22 protein-coding genes are annotated in these 23,712 nt (G+C 52.8%); all 22 read left to right on the top strand.

Annotated features, from left to right (window positions below):
- The first annotated feature begins 15 nt into the window (after positions 1-15).
- On the top strand, positions 16-1,056 hold the full coding sequence (locus AC27IT_RS02270; RefSeq protein WP_005834140.1) for an aspartate-semialdehyde dehydrogenase: 1,041 nt from the start codon (positions 16-18) through the stop codon (positions 1,054-1,056).
- 11 nt (positions 1,057-1,067) lie between these two features.
- A complete protein-coding gene (gene dapG / locus AC27IT_RS02265) occupies positions 1,068-2,294 on the top strand; it encodes an aspartate kinase (protein ID WP_487091560.1) in 1,227 nt (408 codons plus the stop codon).
- Positions 2,295-2,352: 58 nt separating this feature from the next.
- Positions 2,353-3,219 carry a 4-hydroxy-tetrahydrodipicolinate synthase gene (dapA, locus tag AC27IT_RS02260; RefSeq protein WP_005834137.1) on the top strand — a complete coding sequence of 289 codons (867 nt, stop codon included), beginning with the start codon at positions 2,353-2,355 and terminating at the stop codon, positions 3,217-3,219.
- A 155-nt stretch (positions 3,220-3,374) separates the two neighbouring features.
- Positions 3,375-5,051 (top strand): ribonuclease J, encoded by a 1,677-nt coding sequence (locus tag AC27IT_RS02255; RefSeq protein WP_005834135.1) that lies wholly within the window; start codon positions 3,375-3,377, stop codon positions 5,049-5,051.
- Between the two features lie 123 nt (positions 5,052-5,174).
- On the top strand, positions 5,175-6,008 hold the full coding sequence (locus AC27IT_RS02250) for a ClpP family protease (protein WP_025846072.1): 834 nt from the start codon (positions 5,175-5,177) through the stop codon (positions 6,006-6,008).
- Positions 6,005-6,235 (top strand): YlzJ-like family protein, encoded by a 231-nt coding sequence (locus tag AC27IT_RS02245; RefSeq protein ID WP_005834131.1) that lies wholly within the window; start codon positions 6,005-6,007, stop codon positions 6,233-6,235. Before AC27IT_RS02250 ends, AC27IT_RS02245 begins: the two co-directional genes overlap by 4 nt.
- A 121-nt stretch (positions 6,236-6,356) precedes the next feature.
- A complete protein-coding gene (locus AC27IT_RS02240) occupies positions 6,357-8,723 on the top strand; it encodes an FtsK/SpoIIIE family DNA translocase (protein WP_035422725.1) in 2,367 nt (788 codons plus the stop codon).
- 204 nt (positions 8,724-8,927) lie between these two features.
- Entirely contained in the window at positions 8,928-9,653 is a 726-nt protein-coding gene (locus AC27IT_RS02235; RefSeq protein ID WP_005834128.1) for a GntR family transcriptional regulator, read from the top strand.
- Between the two features lie 58 nt (positions 9,654-9,711).
- Complete coding sequence (locus AC27IT_RS02230; RefSeq protein WP_005834125.1) at positions 9,712-10,770, top strand: BMP family ABC transporter substrate-binding protein; 1,059 nt, start codon at positions 9,712-9,714, stop codon at positions 10,768-10,770.
- 119 nt (positions 10,771-10,889) lie between these two features.
- On the top strand, positions 10,890-12,404 hold the full coding sequence (locus AC27IT_RS02225) for an ABC transporter ATP-binding protein (RefSeq protein ID WP_174435221.1): 1,515 nt from the start codon (positions 10,890-10,892) through the stop codon (positions 12,402-12,404).
- Positions 12,397-13,470, top strand: a complete 1,074-nt coding sequence (locus AC27IT_RS02220) for an ABC transporter permease (RefSeq protein ID WP_007786868.1) — start codon at positions 12,397-12,399, stop codon at positions 13,468-13,470. The genes AC27IT_RS02225 and AC27IT_RS02220 overlap by 8 nt, the downstream gene beginning before the upstream one ends.
- Positions 13,470-14,429, top strand: coding sequence for an ABC transporter permease (locus tag AC27IT_RS02215; RefSeq protein ID WP_005834119.1), 960 nt, complete (start codon positions 13,470-13,472; stop codon positions 14,427-14,429). The genes AC27IT_RS02220 and AC27IT_RS02215 overlap by 1 nt, the downstream gene beginning before the upstream one ends.
- Positions 14,430-14,516: 87 nt before the next feature.
- Entirely contained in the window at positions 14,517-15,707 is a 1,191-nt protein-coding gene (locus AC27IT_RS02210; RefSeq protein WP_327944737.1) for a stalk domain-containing protein, read from the top strand.
- A gap of 50 nt (positions 15,708-15,757) precedes the next feature.
- Complete coding sequence (locus AC27IT_RS02205) at positions 15,758-15,913, top strand: hypothetical protein (RefSeq protein ID WP_007786872.1); 156 nt, start codon at positions 15,758-15,760, stop codon at positions 15,911-15,913.
- Positions 15,914-16,142: 229 nt separating this feature from the next.
- Positions 16,143-17,438, top strand: coding sequence for an EF-P 5-aminopentanol modification-associated protein YfmF (yfmF, locus tag AC27IT_RS02200; protein ID WP_327944738.1), 1,296 nt, complete (start codon positions 16,143-16,145; stop codon positions 17,436-17,438).
- A 2-nt stretch (positions 17,439-17,440) separates the two neighbouring features.
- Positions 17,441-18,733, top strand: a complete 1,293-nt coding sequence (yfmH, locus tag AC27IT_RS02195; protein ID WP_007786878.1) for an EF-P 5-aminopentanol modification-associated protein YfmH — start codon at positions 17,441-17,443, stop codon at positions 18,731-18,733.
- A gap of 9 nt (positions 18,734-18,742) precedes the next feature.
- On the top strand, positions 18,743-19,477 hold the full coding sequence (gene ymfI, locus AC27IT_RS02190; RefSeq protein WP_005834109.1) for an elongation factor P 5-aminopentanone reductase: 735 nt from the start codon (positions 18,743-18,745) through the stop codon (positions 19,475-19,477).
- A gap of 111 nt (positions 19,478-19,588) precedes the next feature.
- A complete protein-coding gene (locus tag AC27IT_RS02185) occupies positions 19,589-19,858 on the top strand; it encodes a DUF3243 domain-containing protein (protein ID WP_005834108.1) in 270 nt (89 codons plus the stop codon).
- A 108-nt stretch (positions 19,859-19,966) separates the two neighbouring features.
- Positions 19,967-20,746: a YmfK family protein gene (locus AC27IT_RS02180; RefSeq protein ID WP_005834105.1), complete on the top strand. Its 780-nt coding sequence runs from the start codon at positions 19,967-19,969 to the stop codon at positions 20,744-20,746.
- A 12-nt stretch (positions 20,747-20,758) separates the two neighbouring features.
- Positions 20,759-21,667: a helix-turn-helix domain-containing protein gene (locus AC27IT_RS02175; RefSeq protein ID WP_487091559.1), complete on the top strand. Its 909-nt coding sequence runs from the start codon at positions 20,759-20,761 to the stop codon at positions 21,665-21,667.
- A 112-nt stretch (positions 21,668-21,779) separates the two neighbouring features.
- Complete coding sequence (gene rimO / locus AC27IT_RS02170; protein ID WP_487091558.1) at positions 21,780-23,126, top strand: 30S ribosomal protein S12 methylthiotransferase RimO; 1,347 nt, start codon at positions 21,780-21,782, stop codon at positions 23,124-23,126.
- On the top strand, positions 23,127-23,702 hold the full coding sequence (pgsA, locus tag AC27IT_RS02165) for a CDP-diacylglycerol--glycerol-3-phosphate 3-phosphatidyltransferase (protein WP_005834099.1): 576 nt from the start codon (positions 23,127-23,129) through the stop codon (positions 23,700-23,702).
- Positions 23,703-23,712: the final 10 nt, after the last annotated feature.

The raw sequence follows: 23,712 nt of genomic DNA, 5'->3' as shown, positions 1-23,712 counted from the left end.
GGAGGAGAGTAAGAGATGGCTAACCAACTGACTTACAATGTAGCAGTAGTCGGTGCGACTGGCGCAGTCGGACAACAAATGATTCGCTTACTGGAAGAGCGCAACTTCCCGATTAAACAGCTCAAGCTGCTTGCTTCCGGACGTTCTGCCGGCAAGACAGTCACGTTCAAGGGACAAGAAGTTGTCCTGGAAGAAGCTACTCCTGAGAGCTTTGCGGGAATCGATTTTGCCCTGTTCAGCGCGGGAGGAGGCGTGAGCAAGGAACTGGCTCCTCACGCTGTGCGTCACGGCGCCGTCGTAATCGACAACACCAGCGCATTCCGGATGGACCCGGATGTGCCGCTCGTTGTGCCAGAGGTGAACATGGACGCCGCTCTCGCTCATAAAGGAATCATTGCGAATCCGAACTGCTCTACCATTCAGATGGTAGCCGCTCTGAAACCCTTGTATGATCGTTTTGGAATAGACCGCATTATCGTTTCTACTTACCAGGCAGTGTCTGGTGCCGGCCAGTCCGCAATCAACGAGTTGCGCGACCAGAGCCGCGACGTTCTGGACGGAAAAGAAGCAGAATGTCATGTCCTGCCTGTAGGAAAACTGCCTGTTCACCATCAAATTGCCTTCAACGCGATTCCGCAAATTGATGTGTTTACTGACAACGGCTTTACTTACGAAGAGATGAAAATGGTCAATGAAACCAAAAAAATCTTCGGTGATGACACTGTGCAGGTTTCTGCCACATGCGTACGCATTCCGGTCGTTTACGGACACAGTGAGTCAGTTTACGTGGAGCTGAAACAGGATTACGACCTGAACGAGGTAAGAGCTCTCCTGGAGAACGCCCCAGGCGTTGTGGTGGTAGATGCGCCGCAAGAACAGCAATATCCTCTGGCTACGGATGCTACCGGCAAGCTAGATGTGTTTGTCGGCCGCTTGCGTCGTGATCTCCATCATCCTCGAGGACTGCATATGTGGATCGTTTCTGACAACCTTCTCAAAGGTGCAGCATGGAATACAGTACAAATCGCTGAAGAACTCATCAAAGCAAGAGCATAGGGGAGAGGTTTGTGAAGATTCTCGTCCAGAAGTTCGGTGGTTCTTCCTTGACGACGGAAGATTGCCGGATGAGGGCAATCTACCATATAGAAAAAGCGATCGACGAAGGCTATGCCCTCGTCGTTGTCGTATCGGCCATGGGGCGCAAAGGCGACCCGTACGCAACCGATACACTTTTGCAGTTGGTTCGCAGCAATGGGAACCAACTGCCTCGCCGCGAGATGGATATGCTGATGCATACAGGGGAGATCATCTCCGCGACTGTCATATGCAGCATGCTCAATTCCCGCGGCATCAAGGCTACTATCTTGACTGGCGGCCAGGCCAACATCGTGACGAGCGACGATTTTACGAATGCGCAAATTATGTCGATTGACCCGAGCCGCATTTTGCAAGACCTGCATGCAGGCCAAGTCGTGATCGTGCCCGGCTTCCAGGGGCGGACAGAGAATTGGGAAATTACGACGCTGGGACGCGGTGGCAGCGACACGACAGCTACAGCTCTCGGCGTTGCCCTGCAAGCGGAGATGGTAGACATTTTTACGGATGTAGAGGGCATCATGACAGCGGACCCGCGCATCGTCGAAGAAGCGCAGCCGCTCGAAATGGTGACGTACACCGAGATTTGCAACATGGCTCACCTGGGAGCAAAAGTGATTCATCCGCGGGCGGTAGAAATCGCGATGCAGGCCAACGTGCCGATTCGCGTTCGCTCTACGTTTTCGGACGACCCTGGCACACTTGTGACGACCATGCTGGAGATCGGCAAGAAGGGGTATTCGGTTCAGGACAGGGTCGTCATGGGGATTGCCCACTTGCCGAACATTACCCAGATCAAGGTGGCCAACAAGGAAGGCTACTACGATACACAACTGCAAGTATTCAAAACGATGGCAACGAATAACATCAGTGTCGATTTCATCAACGTGAATCCGCTGGGGGTTGCCTACACCGTTCACGACGAGATGGGACCGAAAGCAGCGCGGCTCTTGACAGATATGGGCTACGAACCGCAACTGCTGCCGCATTGCGCAAAGGTTTCCGTCATCGGGGCAGGAATGACAGGAGTGCCGGGCGTCATGGCACGAATCGTTGAGGCTCTGACGCAAGAAGACATTCAGATTTTGCAATCGGCCGACTCCCATACGACCATTTGGGTACTGGTGCATGAGGCGGATATGGTGCGGGCCGTACGTGCCTTGCATCAACAGTTCAATCTGCATGCCCACCATATGTGAGCACTCTTATTTTCATTTTTGATGCCTACTGATTACAACAAGAGGAGTTGGAAAGCTAGTGGCACGTTTTGGTCGGCTGGTTACCGCCATGGTAACGCCTTTTAATGAACAATTACAGATTGATTTCGATAAAACGGAGCGCCTGATCGATCACCTGATTGCCAACGGGACGACAGGCATCGTACTGAGCGGAACGACAGGCGAGTCGCCGACGCTCTCCCGCGCGGAGAAGCTGGAACTGTTTCGCCACGCCGTTGCGTATGCAAAAGGCAAGTGCCACATTATCGCCGGAACGGGCAGCAACGACACCGCGTCCAGCATCGAGTTCACCCAGGAGGTTCAGTCCATCGGCGTAGACGCTGTCATGGTTGTGGCTCCTTACTACAGCAAGCCGTCCCAGGAAGGTCTGTACGCTCATTTCAAAGCATTGGCAGAGTCGACGGACCTCCCTGTCATGCTGTACAACGTACCTGGACGCTCGGTTGTGAACATGACGGCAGAGACGACCTTGCGCCTGGCAAAGCTGCCCAACGTCGTTTGCATCAAGGAAGCTTCCGGCAACCTGGGGCAGATGGCGCAAATTATCGAGCATGCTCCGGAAGGCTTCGAGCTGTACAGCGGTGACGACGGCTTGACGTTGCCCATCCTGTCGATTGGCGGGGTAGGCATTGTCAGTGTGGCGAGCCACGTTGTCGGCCCGCAAATGACCGAGATGATGGACGCCTTCTTCCAAGGAAAACACGCGGAAGCGGCGAGCATTCACCGCAAGCTGATGCCTGTGTTTGAAGGGCTGTTCGCGTATCCGAGCCCGGGGCCGACCAAAGTCGCGCTGGAAAAGCTCGGCGTTTCCGTGGGGGGAGTACGTCTGCCATTGGTGGAGCTGAACGAACAGGAAAAAGCATTTGTTCACTCGTTGTTTGCCTAACTGAAAAAAGCACGAGATGCGTAAAAGAGCCATTCCACAATTGGGATGGCTCTTTTTCCTTGTGTTCGGGTTTTCACTTCGGGTATAATGAAAATAAGTGATTTGGGGCGGTTTTTTTGAGTGGACATTACAACTAAATATAGGAGGTTACACGTTTGGCAAAGTCGAATCACTCTGTTCTCATTTTCGCCCTGGGCGGAGTCGGCGAAATTGGGAAGAATATGTATGTGGTACAAAGCGGGGACGACATCGTAGTGATTGATGCCGGATTGAAATTCCCGGAAGAGGAAATGCTGGGAATTGACATGGTGATTCCGGACATCACCTACTTGGAAGAGAACCGCGACAAAGTTCGGGGTATCATTATTACGCATGGACACGAAGATCATATCGGCGGCCTCAGCTATGTGCTGAAGCATTTGAAAGTCCCGGTTTATGCGACAAAACTTACCCTCGGCCTGATTGATGCAAAATTGAAAGAAGCGGGTATTCTAAACGAAACGAAGCGAGTATTGATTAACAGCGATTCAGAGGTCGTCCTCGGAAAAATGAAAGCGACTTTTTTCCGGGTGAATCACAGTATTCCGGATTGTGTGGGAGTATGCCTGGAAACGCCTGAAGGCTACGTCGTCCACACAGGAGACTTCAAGTTCGACCAAACACCGATCAACAACCAGGCTGCCGATCTGGCAAAAATGGCCATGATTGGCGATCGTGGTGTATTGTGCTTGCTGTCTGACAGTACGAATGCGGAACGGCCTGGATTTACCGGATCGGAACGCTCTGTCGGCATCGCGATCAAAGACGTCTTCAGCAAGGCGACGGGACGAATCGTCGTCTCTACCTTCGCGTCGAACGTGCACCGCATCCAGCAAGTCGTGGATGCAGCCGTGCAGTTCAATCGCAAGCTGACAGTTGTCGGCCGGAGCATGCAAAACGTCATCAATATCAGCAGAGAGCTGGGCTATTTGTTCGTTCCGGAAGGCTTGATTGTCGAGAGCGACGAAATCAACAAGCTGCCTGCTGAGCAAGTCGTTATTTTATCTACTGGAAGCCAAGGAGAGCCAATGTCTGCGCTCACACGCATGGCCCGATCCGCCCATCGGAAAATTGACATCCTTCCAGGAGATACGGTCATTATTGCAGCGACCCCGATTCCGGGAAATGAAAAGTATGTAGCGCGCACGATTGACCAGCTTTCGAGAATTGGCGCTGATGTGATTTATGGCGGCCATGGACCTAACGGAACCGTCCACGTCTCCGGTCATGGCAGTCAGGAAGAACTGCGACTGATGCTGAATTTAATGAAGCCTAAGTACTTTATTCCCGTTCACGGCGAATACCGGATGCTGAAAATGCATTCCTTGCTGGCTGAACAGGTGGGCATTCCAGAGGAGAACATCTTTTTGCTGGATAACGGCGACACGGTGGAAATCTCCGGGGGCCGGGCGCGTTATGGCCCGAAAGTCCACGCAGGCAATGTCCTGATTGACGGCCTGGGTGTCGGCGATGTTGGAAACATCGTACTTAGAGATCGCAAATTACTGTCCCAAGACGGCATACTGGTAGTTGTCGTTACACTCAGCAAACAAAATGGCACGATTTTGTCTGGTCCAGACATCATCTCTCGCGGTTTCGTCTACGTGCGTGAATCCGAGGAGCTGCTGGATGAAGCGAATCGCATAGTGACCCAAACACTTGTCAAGTGCATGGAAGAAAATGTAAACGAATGGTCATCCCTCAAAAACAACGTAAAAGAATCATTGGGACGTTATTTGTACGAGCAAACTCGTCGCCGTCCGATGATCTTGCCGATTATCATGGAAGTGTAAGGCTAGGAAAAGAGTCAGGAATCCCCCAAAACAACGGGGTTCCTGGCTTTTTTTGGTCTTTCGCGGCGCATGATTTTCCCATCTGCTATCCATACTACAGAGGAAAGTGAGGGAGGATCATCCATGTCGAAGCAACCATACAACCAATTTTTAAATAGGCCGCCTTTTACAAGCTCACTGGCGAACAACCACAAAGGCGCAGCCCCGGAAAGCACGCCTCCGGACGGACAGGAGCCTGCTGCTACGCCGCCTGCGGAAGCGCCAGCCCAGGAAGATCCGAAGAAAAAGCTTCTGGACTCGATCAGCCAATTGGGGCAAACGAACGTACCGCAGTTGGAAAGCAATATTTATTGTATGACCATTATCGGACAAGTAGAAGGGCATATTCAGTTACCGCCGCAAAACAAGACGACCAAGTACGAACACCTCATCCCGCAACTGGTTGCAGCCGAGCAAAACAGCAAGATCGAAGGAGTTCTCGTCATTTTGAACACCGTGGGCGGAGACGTGGAAGCAGGACTAGCGATTGCCGAGATGGTAGCCTCGATGTCCAAACCTGTCGTGACCCTTGTTCTCGGCGGCGGTCACAGCATTGGCGTTCCGATTGCGGTTGCCGGCACGTATTCGTTTATTGCGGAAACGGCGACGATGACGATTCACCCGATTCGGCTGACCGGACTCGTGATCGGCGTTCCGCAAACCTTTGAATACTTGGACAAGATGCAGGATCGCGTCGTCAGCTTTATCGCCCGTCATTCGAATATTTCCGAAGAGAAGTTTCGCGAGCTGATGACGCGCACAGGCGAGCTGACGCGTGACATCGGAACGAATGTCATCGGCGTCGATGCCGTCAAGTACGGCTTGATCGACGAGGTCGGCGGTCTGGGCAAGGCGCTGAAAAAACTGAATGAGCTGATTGAAAAAGCAAGAAACGGGGAGGGGCGGGTTCTTCAATGATTTTATACTCGATTATCCCGACGGAGACGGTTTTTGCCAACATGGACCAGGTGGAAAAGCAGGAACTGGAAGAGATTACGAACGGCCATGCGACTATGCTGGTGGAGCGGACCGGACCGTATGAGGGAAGAATCGTCAGGCTGATTAGCCCGGACCCGCAAGACTATTTGAAAGCCCATTACGCTCCCGGACAAAAAGTTCAGTTTCACCCCGAATGGCTCGTCTAAGAAGTCCTGTATTTCTATGAATTTCCTGTGTTATACTAATGATGTACGAACAGCAGCCGAACAAAATACGGCTGCCTTTTTACCATTTTTGTACATAGCGTTAGTGAGCACAGAAGGAGGCGTGCCATTGAGTAGGAGAAAAAGAGAGCGGTCACAAGCGGCATTGGCCTCGGTTGTCAAAATAGAGCTGCTCGGATTGCTCATTATTGTGCTGTCCTTGATCGGACTTCTGGAAAGCGGATGGCTGGGCAAAAATATTCTGGCGTTTATGTTCCGGTTCGTTGCCGGCTCCTGGGATTTTCTCATCCCTGTGCTGATGATCGGAATGGCTGTCCACATGATGTTTACGAGACAGGCGCCGCGGCTCACCTATCGCGTGCTTGGGATTGCGCTGATCGGTGTAGCGATCCTGACGTGGGACCATATGATTTTGTACAAGCAAATCACGGCTGACGGCAAATTCGCCGAGCAGAGCATCATTCGGGTCACATGGGACAGAATTTGGCTCGATCACAGCCAAAAAGTGTCCACGACCGGAGTGGGCGGGGGCATGGTGGGGGCGCTTTTCTTCGCTGTCACAAACGGCCTCGTCGGAACGATCGGGACTGGCTTAATTATCGTCTTTTTGTTTCTCGTCGGTCTTATGTTTCTGTTCAATCTTTCTTATGTGAACATTTTGATGTTTGTCCGGGACAAAATCGCACTTTTCTACGGCAAGGCGAAGGAGACGGTCAAAGACTCCGTGCAGCTTTTGCAGGAAGAGGGCGAGCGCCGGAAAAAAGAGGCGAAGGAAGCGGACGCGCAGCGCAAGCAGAAGCTGGCAGAAGCTGGCGAGCCTGACCCGGATGCGATTTCTGTGCGAGAGCTGAAGGCGAACTTCGACGAGCAGGCAGCGGAGCAGCCTGTCATTCCTGTCATTCACGATTTTGCCGACCGGATCGCGATGGAAGACGATGGGGGGCCGGCAGAGCCTGCGCAAACGCCCAAGCCTGTTGCCGCACAACCGAAACAGGAAATTACGTTTGCCCTGGAAGGCGACGAAGAGATTTTCGGGACGCTGGAGACGGCAGAAGAACAGCCAGCGGTGCCATATGAGCTGCCGAGCTTGCAGATGCTGTCCAGACCGCGTTCAACGGGAACGGCCAAAGATGTGGACCACACCTCGAATGCGCTCAAGCTGGTGCAAACGTTGAAAAGCTTTGGCGTAAGCGCGACGGTTTCCGAAGTGCATCGCGGCCCGGCCGTCACCCGCTACGAGGTGCAGCCAGCCACGGGGGTAAAAGTGAGCCGGATTGTCAGTTTGACAGACGACCTGGCGCTGGCGCTTGCAGCCAAAGACATTCGCATCGAGGCGCCGATTCCAGGCAAATCGGCGATCGGTATCGAGGTTCCCAACTCCGAGGTAGCCGTCGTGTCGCTTCGCGAAGTGCTGGAATCGCCGCAATATCAGGATGCGCCAGGCAAATTGACCGTTGCTTTGGGCCGCGATATTTCGGGCCAGCCGATCGTGGCCGATCTGACGAAAATGCCGCACTTGCTGGTGGCCGGAGCTACGGGCAGCGGGAAGTCAGTCTGCATCAACGGCTTGATTATGAGCATCTTGTTCAAGGCGAAACCGGACGAAGTCAAGCTGATGATGGTTGACCCGAAAATGGTCGAGCTGAACGTTTACAACGGAATCCCGCATTTGCTGGCCCCGGTCGTGACAGATCCGAAGCGGGCTTCGGTCGCGCTGAAAAAAGTCGTGGCCGAAATGGAGCGGCGCTACAACCTGTTTGCGAAAACGGGCAGCCGCAACATCGAGATGTACAATGCGCAAGTGCAGGGCCCGCCTTTACCGTACATCGTCGTCATCGTCGACGAGCTGGCTGACCTGATGATGGTCGCCCCAGGCGAGGTCGAGGACGCGATTTGCCGCCTCGCGCAAATGGCGCGCGCTTCCGGCATTCATTTGATTATTGCGACACAGCGTCCTTCTGTTGACGTCATCACAGGGGTCATCAAGGCGAACATCCCTTCCCGGATCGCCTTTGGCGTCTCCTCCATGGCGGACTCCCGCACGATTCTCGACATGGGCGGAGCGGAGAAGTTGCTGGGCAGAGGCGACATGCTCTCCTTGCCGATGGGAGCCTCCAAGCCGATTCGCGTGCAAGGCGCCTTCGTCTCTGACAAGGAAGTCGAGGAAGTTGTCCGCTTTGTCAAAGAGCAGCAGGAAGTGCGCTACAACGAAGAAATGATTCCGGGAGAAGTGCAGGAGGAGCAGCAGGCTGTCGTGGATGACGAGCTATACGATCAGGCTGTCCAGATCGTGTCAGAAGCGCAAACGGCCTCGGCCTCGCTTTTGCAGCGGCGTTTGCGGGTAGGCTATACGCGCGCGGCCCGGTTGATCGACATGATGGAAGCGCAAGGAGTCGTCGGCCCGTACGAAGGGTCGAAGCCGCGAGAGGTCCGTGTGCCTCGTCCTTCCATTGAATCCAATATTTCCTAAATCCCTTGACTTTGCTGGTGTCGTGCAACTGGCAAAGTCATTTTTTCTGGCCGCAGTTAAAAATATTTGACTTGCATGATGGACAACCCTCATGTAAAATTTTTAACAGATTGAGGGGAATTGTTGTTATCACGTCTCATGAGAATCAGAGGTCTGACGTCCTACCTGTTGGGATGGCTAGCGGACAACAGGAGTGAATTGACGATGAGCATCAAAGGGAATGTTCGATCACTTTTCCTCTTGGTTATGGACAAAATCAAGAGTGATATCGAAACCGGACAACTGCGTCCCGGTGAACGCCTCCCATCCGAAGCCGAACTATCCAAGCAGTTAGGCGTAAGCAGGGCAACCCTTCGCGAGGCGCTCCGTCTTCTGGAAGAAGAGAAAATTGTCATTCGCAGACACGGTGTAGGGACATTTATCAATTCCAAACCTGTTTTTTCAGGCGGAATTGGGGAACTCTTTAGTGTGACGGATGCAATTGAACGCCAAGGATACACGGCAGGAACGATGATCCTGAAGACGTACTTTGGCGAGGCAGGAGACGAGGAGCGGAAAAGCTTGGCCTTGAATCCGGGCGAAGGCGTGCTGACGGTAGAGCGCATTCGGACGGCCGACGGCGAACCAGTGGTCTACTGTATCGACCGTATTCCTGCGCGCTTGGTGCCAGAAGGCTACACGGCTGGCGGGGAGTCCATTTTCAAATGGCTGGAGAGCGCTACAGGGGTGCGAATTTCGTATGCAGTGGCTCACATTGAACCCATGGGCTACAATGAAAAGGTTTCCAATCTGCTGCACTGCGACAAATCTACACCATTGCTCTTGCTCAAGCAGATTCATTACGACGAAAGTGAAAAGCCGGTTTTATACTCCCATAACTACTTCAGAGCTGACAAAATTCACTTTCACGTCGTGCGGAGACGGTTGTAATCGTGGGGGAAACCTCACTCAACAATTTTCATCAACCAAAAACAGGGGGTAATCTCAGATGAAGAAAGTTCTATCCGTGCTTTCTGTGGCAACACTCAGCCTGTCGCTTGTTCTTGCTGGCTGCGGAAGCAAACCAGAAGCACAACCTCAAGGTCAGACTGGCGCAAGCAATGGCGGCGCTGAAGGCGGTGCCAAAACAGCGATCCGAGTTGGTATGGTTACGGACGTTGGCGGCGTAAACGACAACTCCTTCAACCAAAGTGCCTGGGAAGGTCTGCAACGTTTCCAAACCGAGCTGAACCTGCCAAAAGACAGCGTAAACTATCTGCAATCCACCAGCGATGCTGAGTATGTACCTAACCTGACTCAATTTGTAAAAGACAAATGGGATCTGACTTGGGGTATCGGTTTCCTGATGGGCGATCACCTGAAAAAAGTAGCTGACGAAAACAAAGATGCGAAACTGGCGATCATTGACGCGGAAGTAGATGCGCCTAACGTGGAATCCGTTCTCTTCAAAGAGCACGAAGGTTCCTTCCTCGCTGGGGTAGTAGCAGCGAAAATGACCAAAACGAAAACAGTCGGTTTCGTTGGTGGCGTTGAAATCCCGGTTATCAAACGTTTCGAAGTTGGTTTCGAAGCAGGGGTAAAAGCGGCTGATCCTAGCGTTAAAGTAATCAAAGTGTACACAGGTGCATTTGACAAGCCTGACCTTGGCAAATCCACTGCTTCCCAAATGTACGGTCAAGGCGCTGACATCATCTTCCACGCTTCCGGCGGTACAGGTGATGGCGTATTTAACGAAGCAAAAGACCGCAAAGCTAAAGGCGAAAACGTTTGGGTAATCGGTGTAGACAAAGACCAATCCCTGACATTCGGTGACGAGATTACTCTCACTTCCATGGTAAAACGCGTTGACGAAGCTGTATTCCGTGTATCCAAAGACCTGTCCGAAGGTAAATTCGAGGGCGGTAAAATCAAATGGCTCGGTCTTGCTGAAGACGGTGTAGGCTTGGCTTCCACTTCCAATAAGAACGTTCCAGAAGACGTACTGAAGCTGGTTGAAGAATACAAGCAAAAAATCGTTAAAGGCGAAATCTCGGTGCCAGACAAGTAAAACGATGAAGCGGCAAATGGACAAGGCTGGTTCTAGGAACTGGCCTTGTTCTTTACCTTCACACTAAACCCAAAAAAATGGGGTGAGCATGGTTGAGTTCGGTAAAAAAAGTAGTTGAGATGCGAGGGATTACCAAGCGGTTCCCGGGGATTGTGGCAAACGACAACATCACGCTTTCTGTCAAGCAAGGCGAAATTCATGCGCTTCTCGGCGAGAATGGCGCAGGCAAGTCGACGTTAATGAACATTTTGTTTGGCCTGTATCAACCAGATGAAGGCGAAATCCTTATCAACGAAAAAGTAGTGAAGATTACAAGCCCTAACGTTGCCAACGAGCTTGGCATCGGGATGGTGCACCAGCATTTTATGCTTGTGGAGACGTTTACGGTAACAGAAAACATTGTATTAGGAAACGAACCGAAAAACGGGTTGCAAATAGATATCCAAAGCGCTGAAAAAGCGGTGGAAAAGCTGTCAAATCAATACGGGCTAAAGGTTGATCCTAGAGCAAAGATTCAGGATATCTCCGTAGGGATGCAACAACGCGTAGAGATCTTGAAAACGCTTTACCGCGGGGCCGACATCTTGATTTTTGACGAGCCGACTGCTGTTCTTACCCCTCAGGAAATTCATGAACTCATTGAAATCATGCATAACTTGGTCAAAGAGGGCAAGACCATCATCCTGATTACCCACAAGCTCAAGGAAATCATGGCCGTCTGCGACGCCTGCACGATTATCCGTCGCGGGAAAGTGATTGACTCCGTGCTGGTTAAAGACACGAACCCGGACGAACTGGCAGCCAAAATGGTGGGGCGCGAAGTCAACTTCCGCGTGGATAAAACCGCGGCGAAGCCGAAGGAAACCATCCTCGCTGTCGAAAACCTCACCGCCATGGGCAACCGCGGCGTCAATGCGCTGAACAATCTCAGCCTGGAAGTGCGGGCGGGCGAGATTTTGGGGATTGCAGGCGTAGACGGCAACGGGCAGAGTGAACTGATTGAAGTTTTGACCGGGTTGCGGAAAGCAACCAGTGGCCGTGTTCTTCTCAATGGCAAAGACATTACGAACCAGTCGCCGCGGGATATTTCCGAATCGGGCTTGTCGCACATTCCGGAAGACCGTCATAAGCGCGGATTGGTTCTCGATTTTACCATGAGCGAGAATATGGTGTTGGAAACGTATTTCCACCCGACGTTTAACAAAAACGGCTTTCTCGACTATGGCGCGATTGACAAGCATGCGGCCAAGCTGATTGAGGAGTTTGACGTGCGCACGCCGTCGATCTACACGCCAGCGCGAGCATTGTCCGGAGGGAACCAGCAAAAGGCGATTATCGCCCGGGAAGTGGACAAGAACCCGGATTTGCTGATCGCGGCGCAGCCTACACGCGGTCTGGACGTAGGGGCGATCGAATTTATTCATCGCCGTCTGATCGAGCAACGCGACAAAGGCAAAGCGGTTCTGCTGCTTTCCTTGGAGCTGGATGAGGTCATCAACGTCTCTGACCGGATTGCCGTGATTTATGAAGGTAGCATTGTAGGAATTGTCGATGCGAAATCGACGAGCGAGCAAGAGCTGGGCTTGATGATGTCCGGCGGAAAACGAATGCCTGGAGGAGGAAACGATGAATAAAGTGATTGCCGTCTTTACAAAAGAATCGTTCCTCGTTCCTGTCGTCGCGATCATTCTCGGCCTGCTGACCGGGGCGATCGCCATGCTGGCAGGCGGCTTCAACCCGATTCAGGCTTACATGGCCCTGATTGAAAAGGTATTCGGAAGCGCGTATAACTTCGGGGAAACGATCCGGCAGATTACACCGCTGATCTTTACGGGTCTTGCAGTGGCGTTTGCCTTTCGGACAGGACTGTTCAACATTGGGGCAGAGGGGCAGTTTATTGTAGGGATGATCGCTGCGACGACAGTAGGGGTTTCTTTTGATCTTCCTGCTTACATCCACGCTCCTCTCGCTGTGATTGCAGGTGCGGTAGCAGGCGGCCTGTGGGGCTCGATTGCCGGTTACTTGAAAGCCGCTCGCGGCGTGAACGAGGTTATCACCAGCATCATGCTGAACTGGGTCGCGCTGTACTTGGCAAACTGGGTCATGAATGCGTTTTTCATCCCGGCCGGACAACAGCGTTCGGAAATGATTAAGGAATCATCCATGATTACGATTAGCTGGCTCTCGCAAATGTTTGACAGTGCCCGCTTGCACTGGGGAACCTTGCTTGCTGTGCTTGCCGCTATCTTTTTCTACGTCATTCTTTGGAAAACGAAGTCCGGCTACGAATTGCGTGCCGTAGGTCTGAATCCGCACGCTTCCGAATATGCGGGGATGAACGTAAACCGCAACGTCGTCAAAGCGATGTTCATCGGCGGCATGTTCGCGGGGATTGGCGGCGCTTGCGAGATTTTGGGCGTGTTCCATTACCAGGCGATCATGACTGCGCAGCCAGGCTATGGCTTCGACGGTATCGCTGTCGCGTTGATCGGCGGAAATACGCCGCTTGGCGTCGTGCTTGCCGCCATCTTGTTCGGGATTCTCACTTTCGGGGCAGCCGGCATGAAGTTCGGCGCTGGCGTGCCTGTTGAGCTGATCCGTGTCGTAATCGCTTCGGTCATCTTCTTTGTGGCGGCGCACGGCATCGTGAAAATTTTTGTCAAACCAATCTTGAAGAAGAAAAAGGAAGGTGGAAACTGATGGATTGGGGAGTCATTCTTAGCAACCTCGTTCATGATACCATCGTGTTTTCCACTGCCCTGATTTTTGCCTCTCTGGGCGGGCTCTATTCCGAGCGCTCTGGTGTCGTGAATATTGCGCTGGAAGGCATGATGATTATCGGTGCCTTTACAGGTGCCGTCATTACGTACGCGTTCCAAGATTCGCTGGGAGCATTCGCTCCGTGGATCGGCTTTATTTTGGCCGGGATCGCCGGTTCGATTTTTGCCCTTCCGCACGCTGTCGCTTCCGTTACCTTCAAAGCGGACCAGACAGTCAGCGGCGTGGCCTTGAACTTTTTGGCGGCAGGTCTGTCCGTGTACTTGACCAAAATCATCTTTAACGGCGCGGGCCAGACAACGACCTTGTCCAGCGTCTTTGCTAAGTGGGAAATTCCGCTTTTGCACGACATCCCGTATTTGGGACATGCTATCTTTGAAGCGTATCCGACGAGCTATTTGGCGTTTATCGCGGTCTTTTTGACCTGGTACCTGATCTTCAAAACTCCGTTCGGCTTGCGTCTACGCGCGGTCGGTGAGCATCCGCGCGCTGCTGACACGGTAGGGATCAACGTGAAAAGAATGCGTTATACCGCTGTCATGATTAGCGGTGCGCTGGCTGCTTTGGGCGGGGCGACAATCTCGCTGACGACGACGAGCAACTTTTCCCATAACACCGTATCCGGCCAAGGGTTTATCGCGATTGCCGCGTTGATTTTCGGAAAATGGCATCCGGCCGGAGCGATGGGCGCTGCCTTGTTCTTCGGGGTTGCCCAAGCGATCAAGTCTTTGGTGCAGATTTTCGGACTGACCAAGTTCATTCCGACCGAGTTTATTTTCATGCTGCCGTACGTACTGACTATTTTGGTCATGGCTGGTCTGGTTGGACGCTCCAACGCTCCTGCCGCACTGGGCAAACCGTACGATACCGGCTCTCGTTAAGGATCGGTTGACATAATTTGCGTCTGGAACCCGTTCCTTTCCGTATGCGATAATTTTTCTTGTGAGATTGCGCGGGGAGGGAAAGAAATGAACTGCTGGCTACATAAGCGCAGCCGTTTACGTTCTGCCGGGATTCTGGGCGCTTTTTTTGCCTGTCTTGGTCTGTGGCTGTCTGGCGGACTAGCCAGTACGGCAGCGGCAAAAGAGCCAGGTCCGGTCATATCGCTGGTAGTGGATGGCAAAGGGGTGGAGTCTGACGTTTTGCCGCTGCGCCAAAACGGACGGATGCTCGTGCCGATCCGGGTGATTGCCGAAGCGACAGGGTCGCAGGTCGAGTATGATGCCGAGCAACAGCGCGTGTCTTTTGGCCAAAAAGGCAAGCATGTCTCGCTCGATGTCAACAGTCGGCTGGCGTATGTGAACGGGGAGCGGGTTACGCTGGAGGCGCCGCCGATTATCGTCAATCAACGTACGCTCGTGCCGCTGCGCTTCGTCAGCGAGGCGCTCGGCTACCAGGTGGAGTGGGACGCGACGTCGTCCGTGGCGCACGTGCAGACAAAGCCTGTGGAGGATCGTGCCGTCACGGTAGAGGAAGCCGCCAATCCGTACGTGGTGCAGCCAAATGACACGCTCGGGGCCATTGCGCTTCGCCACGGGACGACGATGAGTGCGATCAAGAAAAACAACTACTTGTCCAGCGATCAACTGACGATTGGGCAAATTCTGTTTTTGCCGCACGCGGCGAAAAAAGCGGAGCATCCTCTGGCAGACAAGGTCGGAGATAAACGCTTGCTCCGTCAGGAATACTTGTTTCCGTTCAACGATGCGAGCTGGTACGAGCCGTATGGCGACAGCTTCGGTTCCGATCGCGAATGGACGGAGAGCCACAACGGCAGTGTCCGCAGGCATGAAGGCATCGACATCATGGCGCCAAAAGGGACGCCGATCTATTCGGTTTCGGACGGGACGATCAATCGCGTAGGCTGGAATACGTACGGCGGCTGGCGGATCAACATTACCGATAAAAACGGGCAGTTTCGCATGTATTACGCCCACCTCAGCGCCTACGCTCCCGGCCTTCGCGTCGGGGGGACGGTCAAGGCAGGACAGTTGATCGGATTTGTCGGAGATACAGGCTATGGCGGTCCAGGTACGGTGGGGATGTTTGCGCCTCATCTGCATTTCGGGCTGTATCGGAATGACAACGGACGAGCTGTCGATCCGTACGACTACCTTCGTTACTGGGAGCAAAACAAAGTGGTAAGCTTGTTTGGGTAATGGGACAGACTATACGGTAAGGAATCCTGACGAATAGGAGGGCTTTTCGTATGTGGATCTGTCCATACTGTGGAGGAAATCACGGCTTGCCTTTTCACGACGAGCAGTTGGATGGCGTGCTTTGCCTGTCTTCTGATTGCGGCCGGTTCGTGGAAGAAGGCGTCACTTCGGAAGACACCAGAGATTGGGATTATATGGATATGTAGCATCGAGAGCGAGCACGCGCCCGAGAAGGCCGGCTTGCTTTTTTTCTTTTTCGCGAAAAAAACGCAGGAACAGCCGGACGCCAAAGGACGAAAGCGAGGAGTCTTACGGCGGGCCGCAGGCGCATACGATGGAAAACAGGGCAGTTATAATGGAAGATTCTGATGAAAGATGGCCTGCCAATTGGTTACAATAGAGAAGTATACGCAGATGGAGAAGGGAGAAGTTGCCATGAAAGCACAGACGTCTGATATCGCGTTTCAAAGCTCCCAAATGAACGGGATGAACGTACATATTCTTCCGACCGCCAAATTCAAGACTACGACGATCGTGACGATGATTGAACAGGCTCTGTCGGAGGAACACGTGACCAAGACCGCGCTGCTGGCGAACGTCATGAAGCGGGCGAGCGCCCGTTTTCCAGAGACCAAGCTGTTGCGTGCGCACCTCGACTTTTTGTACGGCGCCATTTTTGATGTAGATGTCATGAAAAAAGGCGAACGGCAAATCCTGCAAATTTATATGGAGGTGCCGAACGAGAAGTACTTGTCTAAAGAGGACGCGCTATTGGAGCAGGCGATTCAGTTCGTAGGCGACATGCTGGTGCGGCCGTATGTGCAAAACAATGCGTTTGCCGAGAAGTATGTGACGCAGGAAAAAGAAGCGCTGCGAAAGCGGATCGAGAGCCTGATTGACGACAAGATGAAGTACGCCAATCAGCGCGTCACAGAAGAGATGTGCAAAGGAGAGCCGTTCTCCCTGCTGGTCCAGGGGCGAGTGCAAGACTTGCCGGCGATCACGGGCCAGGAGCTGTACCGCTATTTTCAGGAAATCACCACAACCAATCCGATCAACATGTTTGTCGTCGGGGATGTCGAGCCGCAAACAGTGGCCGATGCGATCCGCACGCACATCCCGCTTACGCGCAAGGCAGCGGGCGAGTTGCAGCTCGGTGGCGCGACCAAGCAAGTTGCGGAAGAAAAGGAAGTCGTCGATCGCCTCGATGTGAACCAGGCCAAGCTGAATATCGGCTGCCGCACGCAGGTGACGTACAAGGATGACGACTATCCGGCCTTGCTGTTGTACAACGGCATTTTGGGCGGATTCCCGCATTCCAAGCTGTTTGTCAATGTCCGGGAAAAAGAAAGCCTCGCTTACTACGCTGTATCGCGCCTGGAGAGCCATAAAGGAATCATGATGATTATGTCCGGCATCGACGTCGGCAAATACAAGCGCGCAGTCGAGATCATCAAGGAACAGTTGGAGCAGATGCGGGCAGGCAATATTTCCGAGGAAGAGCTGACGCAGACGCGAGCTACCTTGTCCAACCAGTTTCGCGAGCTTTTGGACAGCGCCCGCGGCATGATTGATTTCACTTACAACGGCGTGATTAGCGGCCGCAAGCGCAAGCTGGATGAACTGCTCGCGGGAATTGAGCAGGCGAGCAACGAAGACATCAAACGGGTGGCGAATAAGGTAGCAATCGATACGATCTACTTGCTGCGCGACAAGAAGGGAGAGGCGTAATTATGCAGACGACTGTTTTTGAGCAAGTAAACGAAACCGTCTACCACGAAACATTGGACAATGGGCTGCAAGTTTTCCTGGTTCCCAAGCAAGGCTTCAGCAAGACGTACGCCGTATTTACCACGCGCTACGGCTCGATTGACAGCCACTTCAAGACGCGCAGCGGCGAAGAGATTAATGTGCCGGACGGAATCGCGCATTTTCTTGAGCACAAAATGTTTGAGAAAAAAGATCGCGACGTCATGCACGAGTTCAGCAAAAACGGAGCCTCCTGCAACGCGTTCACCAGCTTCAACCGCACCGCTTACCTTTTTTCGTGCACAGACAAGCTGGATGACAACTTGAATTTGCTGCTCGATTACGTGCAAGAGCCGTACTTCACCGATGCCAGCGTGGAAAAGGAAAAAGGAATCATCGGTCAGGAAATTACGATGTACGACGACAATCCGGACTGGAAAGTGTACATGAATCTGCTCAAGGCGATGTACCAAAAATACCCGATCAACATCGAAATCGCGGGCACGATCGAAACGATCTCGCACATCACCAAAGAATACCTCTACCAATGCTATGAAACGTTTTACCATCCGGCGAACATGCTGCTTCTGGTCGTAGGCTCGTTTGAACCGGAGGCGATCATGAAGCTGATCCGCGAGAACCAGACGAAAAAGGAATTTCCGCCAGCTCCGCAAATTACCCGGGTATTTCCCGAGGAGCCTGCCGCACCGGCTCAGGAAAAGATCGAAGCGTTTCTCACCGTCGGTCTGCCCAAGTGCATGATCGGCATCAAGGAAAAGGAAACGGGACTGACCAAAGAAGCGTTGCTGCGCAGAGATTTGACGACGAAGCTCGTATTGGACATCGCGTTTGGCACCAGCTCGGCTATTTATGAGCGGCTGTACGAGAGCGAGCTGATTACGGACAGCTTTGATTTTGACTACAGCAGCGAACAGGACTACGCCTATACGATCATCGGCGGAGATACGCCCGACCCGGATCGGCTCGTGGCGACGATCAAGGCAGAAATCGCGCAGCTCAAGCAAAAAGGGATCAGCCAGGAGGAGTTCGAGCGGGCCAAGCGGAAAAAGATCGGCCATTTCCTGCGCTCGCTCAACTCCGTGGAGTTTATCGCCAATCAGTTTACGAGCTTCAAGTTCAACGGAAACGATCTGTTCTCCGTGGTGCCAACGTTGGAGTCAATTACACGCGAAGAAGCGGAGACGCGCCTGCAGGAGCATTTTCTCGAGGAGCAAATGGCGGTATCCATCGTGCGTTCCGCTTCGCCGCAGGAGTAGAAAATGAGCATGACGGAAAAAATGCCTTGGGCATTGGTGACGGGGGCTTCCGGAGAAATCGGCCAGGCGATCGGTACTTACCTGGCGGAAGCAGGGGTGCCCCTTTACCTGCATTACAACCGCTCAGAGCACAAGCTGGACCGGCTGGTGCATCTGTGCTCTGAGCGCGCTGTCCCTTGCGTCAAGCTGCAGGCTGACTTGCGCGATCCTGGGCAGATCGCGGCGATGTTCGGGCAGATGTCAGCGCCGCCGCTTCTCGTTGTCAACAACGCCTCGGCCGATCACGTCGGGTTGTTTACCGACGTGTCTGTCGAGACGTTTGACGAGCTGGTGGCGATGAACGTTCGCTCCGCCTTTTTGGTTTGCCAGGCTGCCTTGCCTGCGATGCTGCGCGAGCGCTACGGACGAATCGTCAATGTCTCGTCGATCTGGGGACTGACTGGCGGCTCCTGCGAGGTGCTTTACTCTTTGACCAAAGGCGCGATCAACACGTTTACCAAAGCGCTCGCCAAGGAAATGGCCCCGAATGGCATCACGGTCAACGCGGTTGCTCCCGGAGCGATCCAGGGCGGGATGATGGAGCGCTTTTCCCCGGATGAAGTGGAGATGATCGCGGACGAAATCCCTGCGAACCGCCTGGGCGATCCCCGCGAGGTGGCGGCTGTCGTGCGGTTTTTGCTGTCCGCAGACGCGAGCTACGTCACAGGCCAGATCATCAGTCCAAACGGCGGCTGGTACACGTAAGTCCTGTTCCCGCTCTCGTGAATAATTTCCGAGAAATGGTGGAAGTCTACCTCTTGTGTGGGCGGTCGGTAGAAGACCGTTGCCGCAACGAAAAAAGGAGGGAATTTCCTAATGTCGATTTTGGACAACTTTCGCGACTGGAAAGAGTTTCTCGGAGAGCGAGTAGAGCAGGCGAAACAGGCTGGCATGGAAAGCCAGACACTGGAAAACGTAGCGTACCAGATTGGAGGCTATCTGGCAGAGCAGGTCGACCCGAAAAACGAACAAGAGCGTCTGTTGAAGCAGCTCTGGGATGCGGGCGATCAGCAGCAACAGCAAGCACTCGCTTCCCTCATGGTGAAGCTCGTTCAAAATTCCGATAATGTCAATCGTGGCAACTAGACGTTTAAATCCCCTATTCATGGGGATTTTTCTTTTCGCGTTTGTCGAATGATACGAACGTGATATACTACAGAAGAAGATCATTTTGGGTGGCGGAGAGGATTGTATATGGAAGCGAAAAAAGAATGGTACATGGAGTACGAAATTGCCCGCAACCGTCCGGGTCTGTTAGGGGACGTGTCTTCTATTCTGGGGATGTTGAACATTAATATCGTGACGATCAACGGCGTGGATACGATGCGACGCGGCATGCTGCTCTTGACGGACGACGATGAAAAAATGGAGGTTTTGCGCAACGTTGTGCAAAAAATGGACAACATAACCATAACGAGGTTGCGTCCCCCGACCATGCTCGACCGTCTTGCCGTTCGGCATGGCCGGTACATCGAGCGTGACAGCGAGGACAAAAAAACGTTCCGTTTTGTGCGCGACGAGCTGGGGCTTTTGGTAGACTTCATGGCCGAGATTTTGAAAAAAGAGGGCCATCAGCTAATCGGCATCCGGGGAATGCCTCGCGTGGGGAAGACGGAGTCGATGATTGCAGCAAGTGTCTCGGCGAACAAGCGCTGGACGTTCATTTCCTCAACTTTGCTGCGACAAACGGTGCGAAGCTCCTTAGCCATTGATGAAATGTCTACCGATCATGTATATTTGATAGATGGGATTGTTTCAACGCTGCGATCGACAGAGAAGCACTACACCCTGCTTCGGGAGATTATGAACTTTCCTGCCGCGAAAATCATTGAGCATCCGGATATTTTTGTGCGGGAGTCTGAGTACGAAATGTCTGATTTCCACTACATTATCGAACTTCGCCACTATCCAGATGAGGAGATTACATACGAGCTGATTAACAATCGCGGCTTTGATAATTTTGACATGAATTAAGGAGGGGCAACTGTGTCTGAGCTAGGTCAAGTCTTGCAAAGGGCCCGCGAGGAAAAAGGAATCACGCTCGACGACATCCAACGAATCACCAAGATACAGCGGCGATATTTGGAAGCCATTGAAAGAGGTCATTTTCATGTACTTCCTGGCCACTTTTATGCGCGTGCGTTCATAAAGAGCTATGCGGAAGCCGTCGGTTTGGACCCGAATCACATCCTGACGCATTTTCAGGCCGATTTGCCAGCCCAGCCGCCAACGGAGCAAGTGGAGAGATTGCGTCGCCGGAGAGTTGCTTCCGCGAATAATCCGCTGCAGGCGGGGCGTTGGGTCACCAAAACTTTGCTGGTGTTGTTCATTGCCTTGATTATCGGCGTTATTTACATCGCAGCAGTAAATAACAACGGCAATATCAGCACGCAGCCTGTACCGAGCGGAACAGTCACTCCTGGAGCGGAAATCGTCACTCCGGGCAACGGTGGTGGGGGGGCTTCCACCTCGCCGATCGCGCAGCAGCCGCAACCGCCATCTACTGTCACGCCTGCTCCTGAGCCGGGAACGACGACACCCGAGCCGGGAGAGGTCACTTCTCAGGCGACGATCACGTTCGATTCGCAGCAAGGTTCCATGTACAACTACTCCCTGCAGGGTGGAGAAAAAATCACCGTCCACCTGAAAGTGAAGGAAGACAGAAGTTGGTTCGGGGTATCGGAAGGAAAAGGCAAAAAGTACGTCGAGGAAGGCGAACTGAAAAAGGGAGCCAAGGAAGAAATCACGATTGAACTGGGGAAATCGGCGTATGTGCGTCTCGGAAAGCCGACCGTTGTCGAATTGACGGTGAACGGAGCGGTAGTCGATACGTCCAAAATGAAGTTCATGCCGTCGAACATCACCATCAAAATGAAAGAAGCAGCAGCACAGTAGGCAAGCGTAATGCTTGCCTTTCGTACTTTCGTCTCTTTTGACACTTCCTTTAGGCTTATATTATACTGGATAGGTGTAATATGGGCTGGTGTGACCAATTGGAGGAAAAAAGATGGCAGAGAAGGTAGGTACGCGAGAAAAAGTAGCGATTGTTACGCTGGGCTGTGAAAAGAATCTCGTCGATTCGGACATGATGGCCCATCTGATAGATGAAAAAGGCTATGAACTGGTTGACAATCCGGAAGAAGCAACCGTGGTCATCGTCAATACCTGTGGTTTCATCGATGCAGCCAAGGAAGAATCTGTGAACAAGATTCTGGAAATGGGTGAATTGAAGGAAACCGGCAAGCTGAAATCGCTTGTGGTGGCAGGCTGTCTCACACAACGCTACAAAGAGGATATCTTGAACGAGATTCCCGAGGTGGACGGCATTGTCGGAACAGGCGATTTTATGTCGATTACAGGGATCATTGAAGAATCGCTGGCGGGCAAACGCCCGATTTTTGTGGGCAACCCGATCTTTACGTACGAAGATGTAGTAAAGCGGAAGGTGAAGGAAGGCACGTACTCTGCATACATTAAAATTGCCGAGGGCTGCGACAACGCCTGTACCTTCTGTAGTATTCCCCTGATGCGGGGTGGCTTCCGCAGCCGGACGATTGAATCCATCGTCGAAGAGGCGCGCCACCTGGCTGCGCAGGGGATTGTGGAAGTGAGCCTGATCGCTCAAGATTCCACGAACTACGGTACAGACATTTACGATGGAAAGCTGATGTTGCCAGAGCTGTTGAACCGTTTGGCGGAAGTGGATGGAATCGAGTGGATTCGTCTGCACTACGCCTATCCGGGCTTTTTTACAGACGAGCTGATCCACACGTTTGCGACCAATCCAAAAGTGTGCAAATACGTGGACATGCCGCTGCAACACTCGGAAGACCATATCCTGAAAAGAATGCGTCGTCCGGGGCGACAAACGGATATTCGCGAGCTTGTGGCGAAAATCCGCGCGCAGGTGCCGGATGTAGCGCTGCGCACCTCGTTGATCGTAGGCTTCCCTGGAGAGACAGAAGAGGACTTCGAGCACCTTTGCGAGTTTGTGAAGGACATCCGCTTCGATCGACTGGGCGTGTTTACGTATTCGAATGAGGATGACACTCCTGCTTCCCGCTTGCCCGACCATGTCGACGAAGAGGTCAAGGAAAAGCGCGCGAACATGCTGATGGAAATTCAGCGTGAGGTTGCAGGCGATCGCAACGGTCGCTTCGTCGACCAGGAGCTGGACGTTCTCATCGAACGCTACGAGGGACGCAACGATATTTATGTAGGCCGGACGCAATACGACGCCCCGGAAATTGACGGGGAAGTATTCGTCTCAGGGTTCAAAGGCAAATTAGGCTCTATCGTAAAAGTGAAGATCACACACTCCTATGAATACGATTTGGCCGGGGAGGTAGTCTAGGTGAATCTCGCCAACCGCATCACCCTCGCCAGGATTTTCCTGGTGCCGGTAGTCATGTTTTTTCTGCTGGTGCGTTACAACATCGGGACATTTTCCATTGGCAGCCTGACGATGACGTATAACGAGCTGATTGCGGCTTTGGTGTTTATCCTAGCAGCCAGTACGGACGGACTCGACGGTTACATCGCTCGCAAACGCAAGATCGTGACGAATCTGGGAAAATTTTTGGACCCGCTTGCAGACAAATTGCTGATCTCCGCAGCGCTGATTTCCCTCGTGGAGATGCAGCGTCTGGAAGCGTGGATCGCGATTGTCATCATCAGCAGGGAATTTGCTGTAACAGGTTTGCGCCTGGTCGCTGCGGCAGAAGGTCAGGTAATTGCTGCCAGCGCATTGGGTAAACTGAAGACATGGGTTCAGATTGTGGCGATTACCGCTGTCATGATCCGCAACTTCCCCTTTGAATTTTTCGGGATTCCGTTTGACGAAGTCGCCACGTGGGCTATGGTCGTTATCACGCTTTATTCCGGGTACGACTACTTTGCGAAAAATCGCAACGTCATCCAATACTCGTAGCTACGGGTAT

The organism is Brevibacillus sp. YAE8, assembly GCF_057543335.1.
The sequence above is the reverse complement of the archived record's forward strand: the minus strand, read 5'-3'. Positions and strand labels throughout refer to the sequence as shown.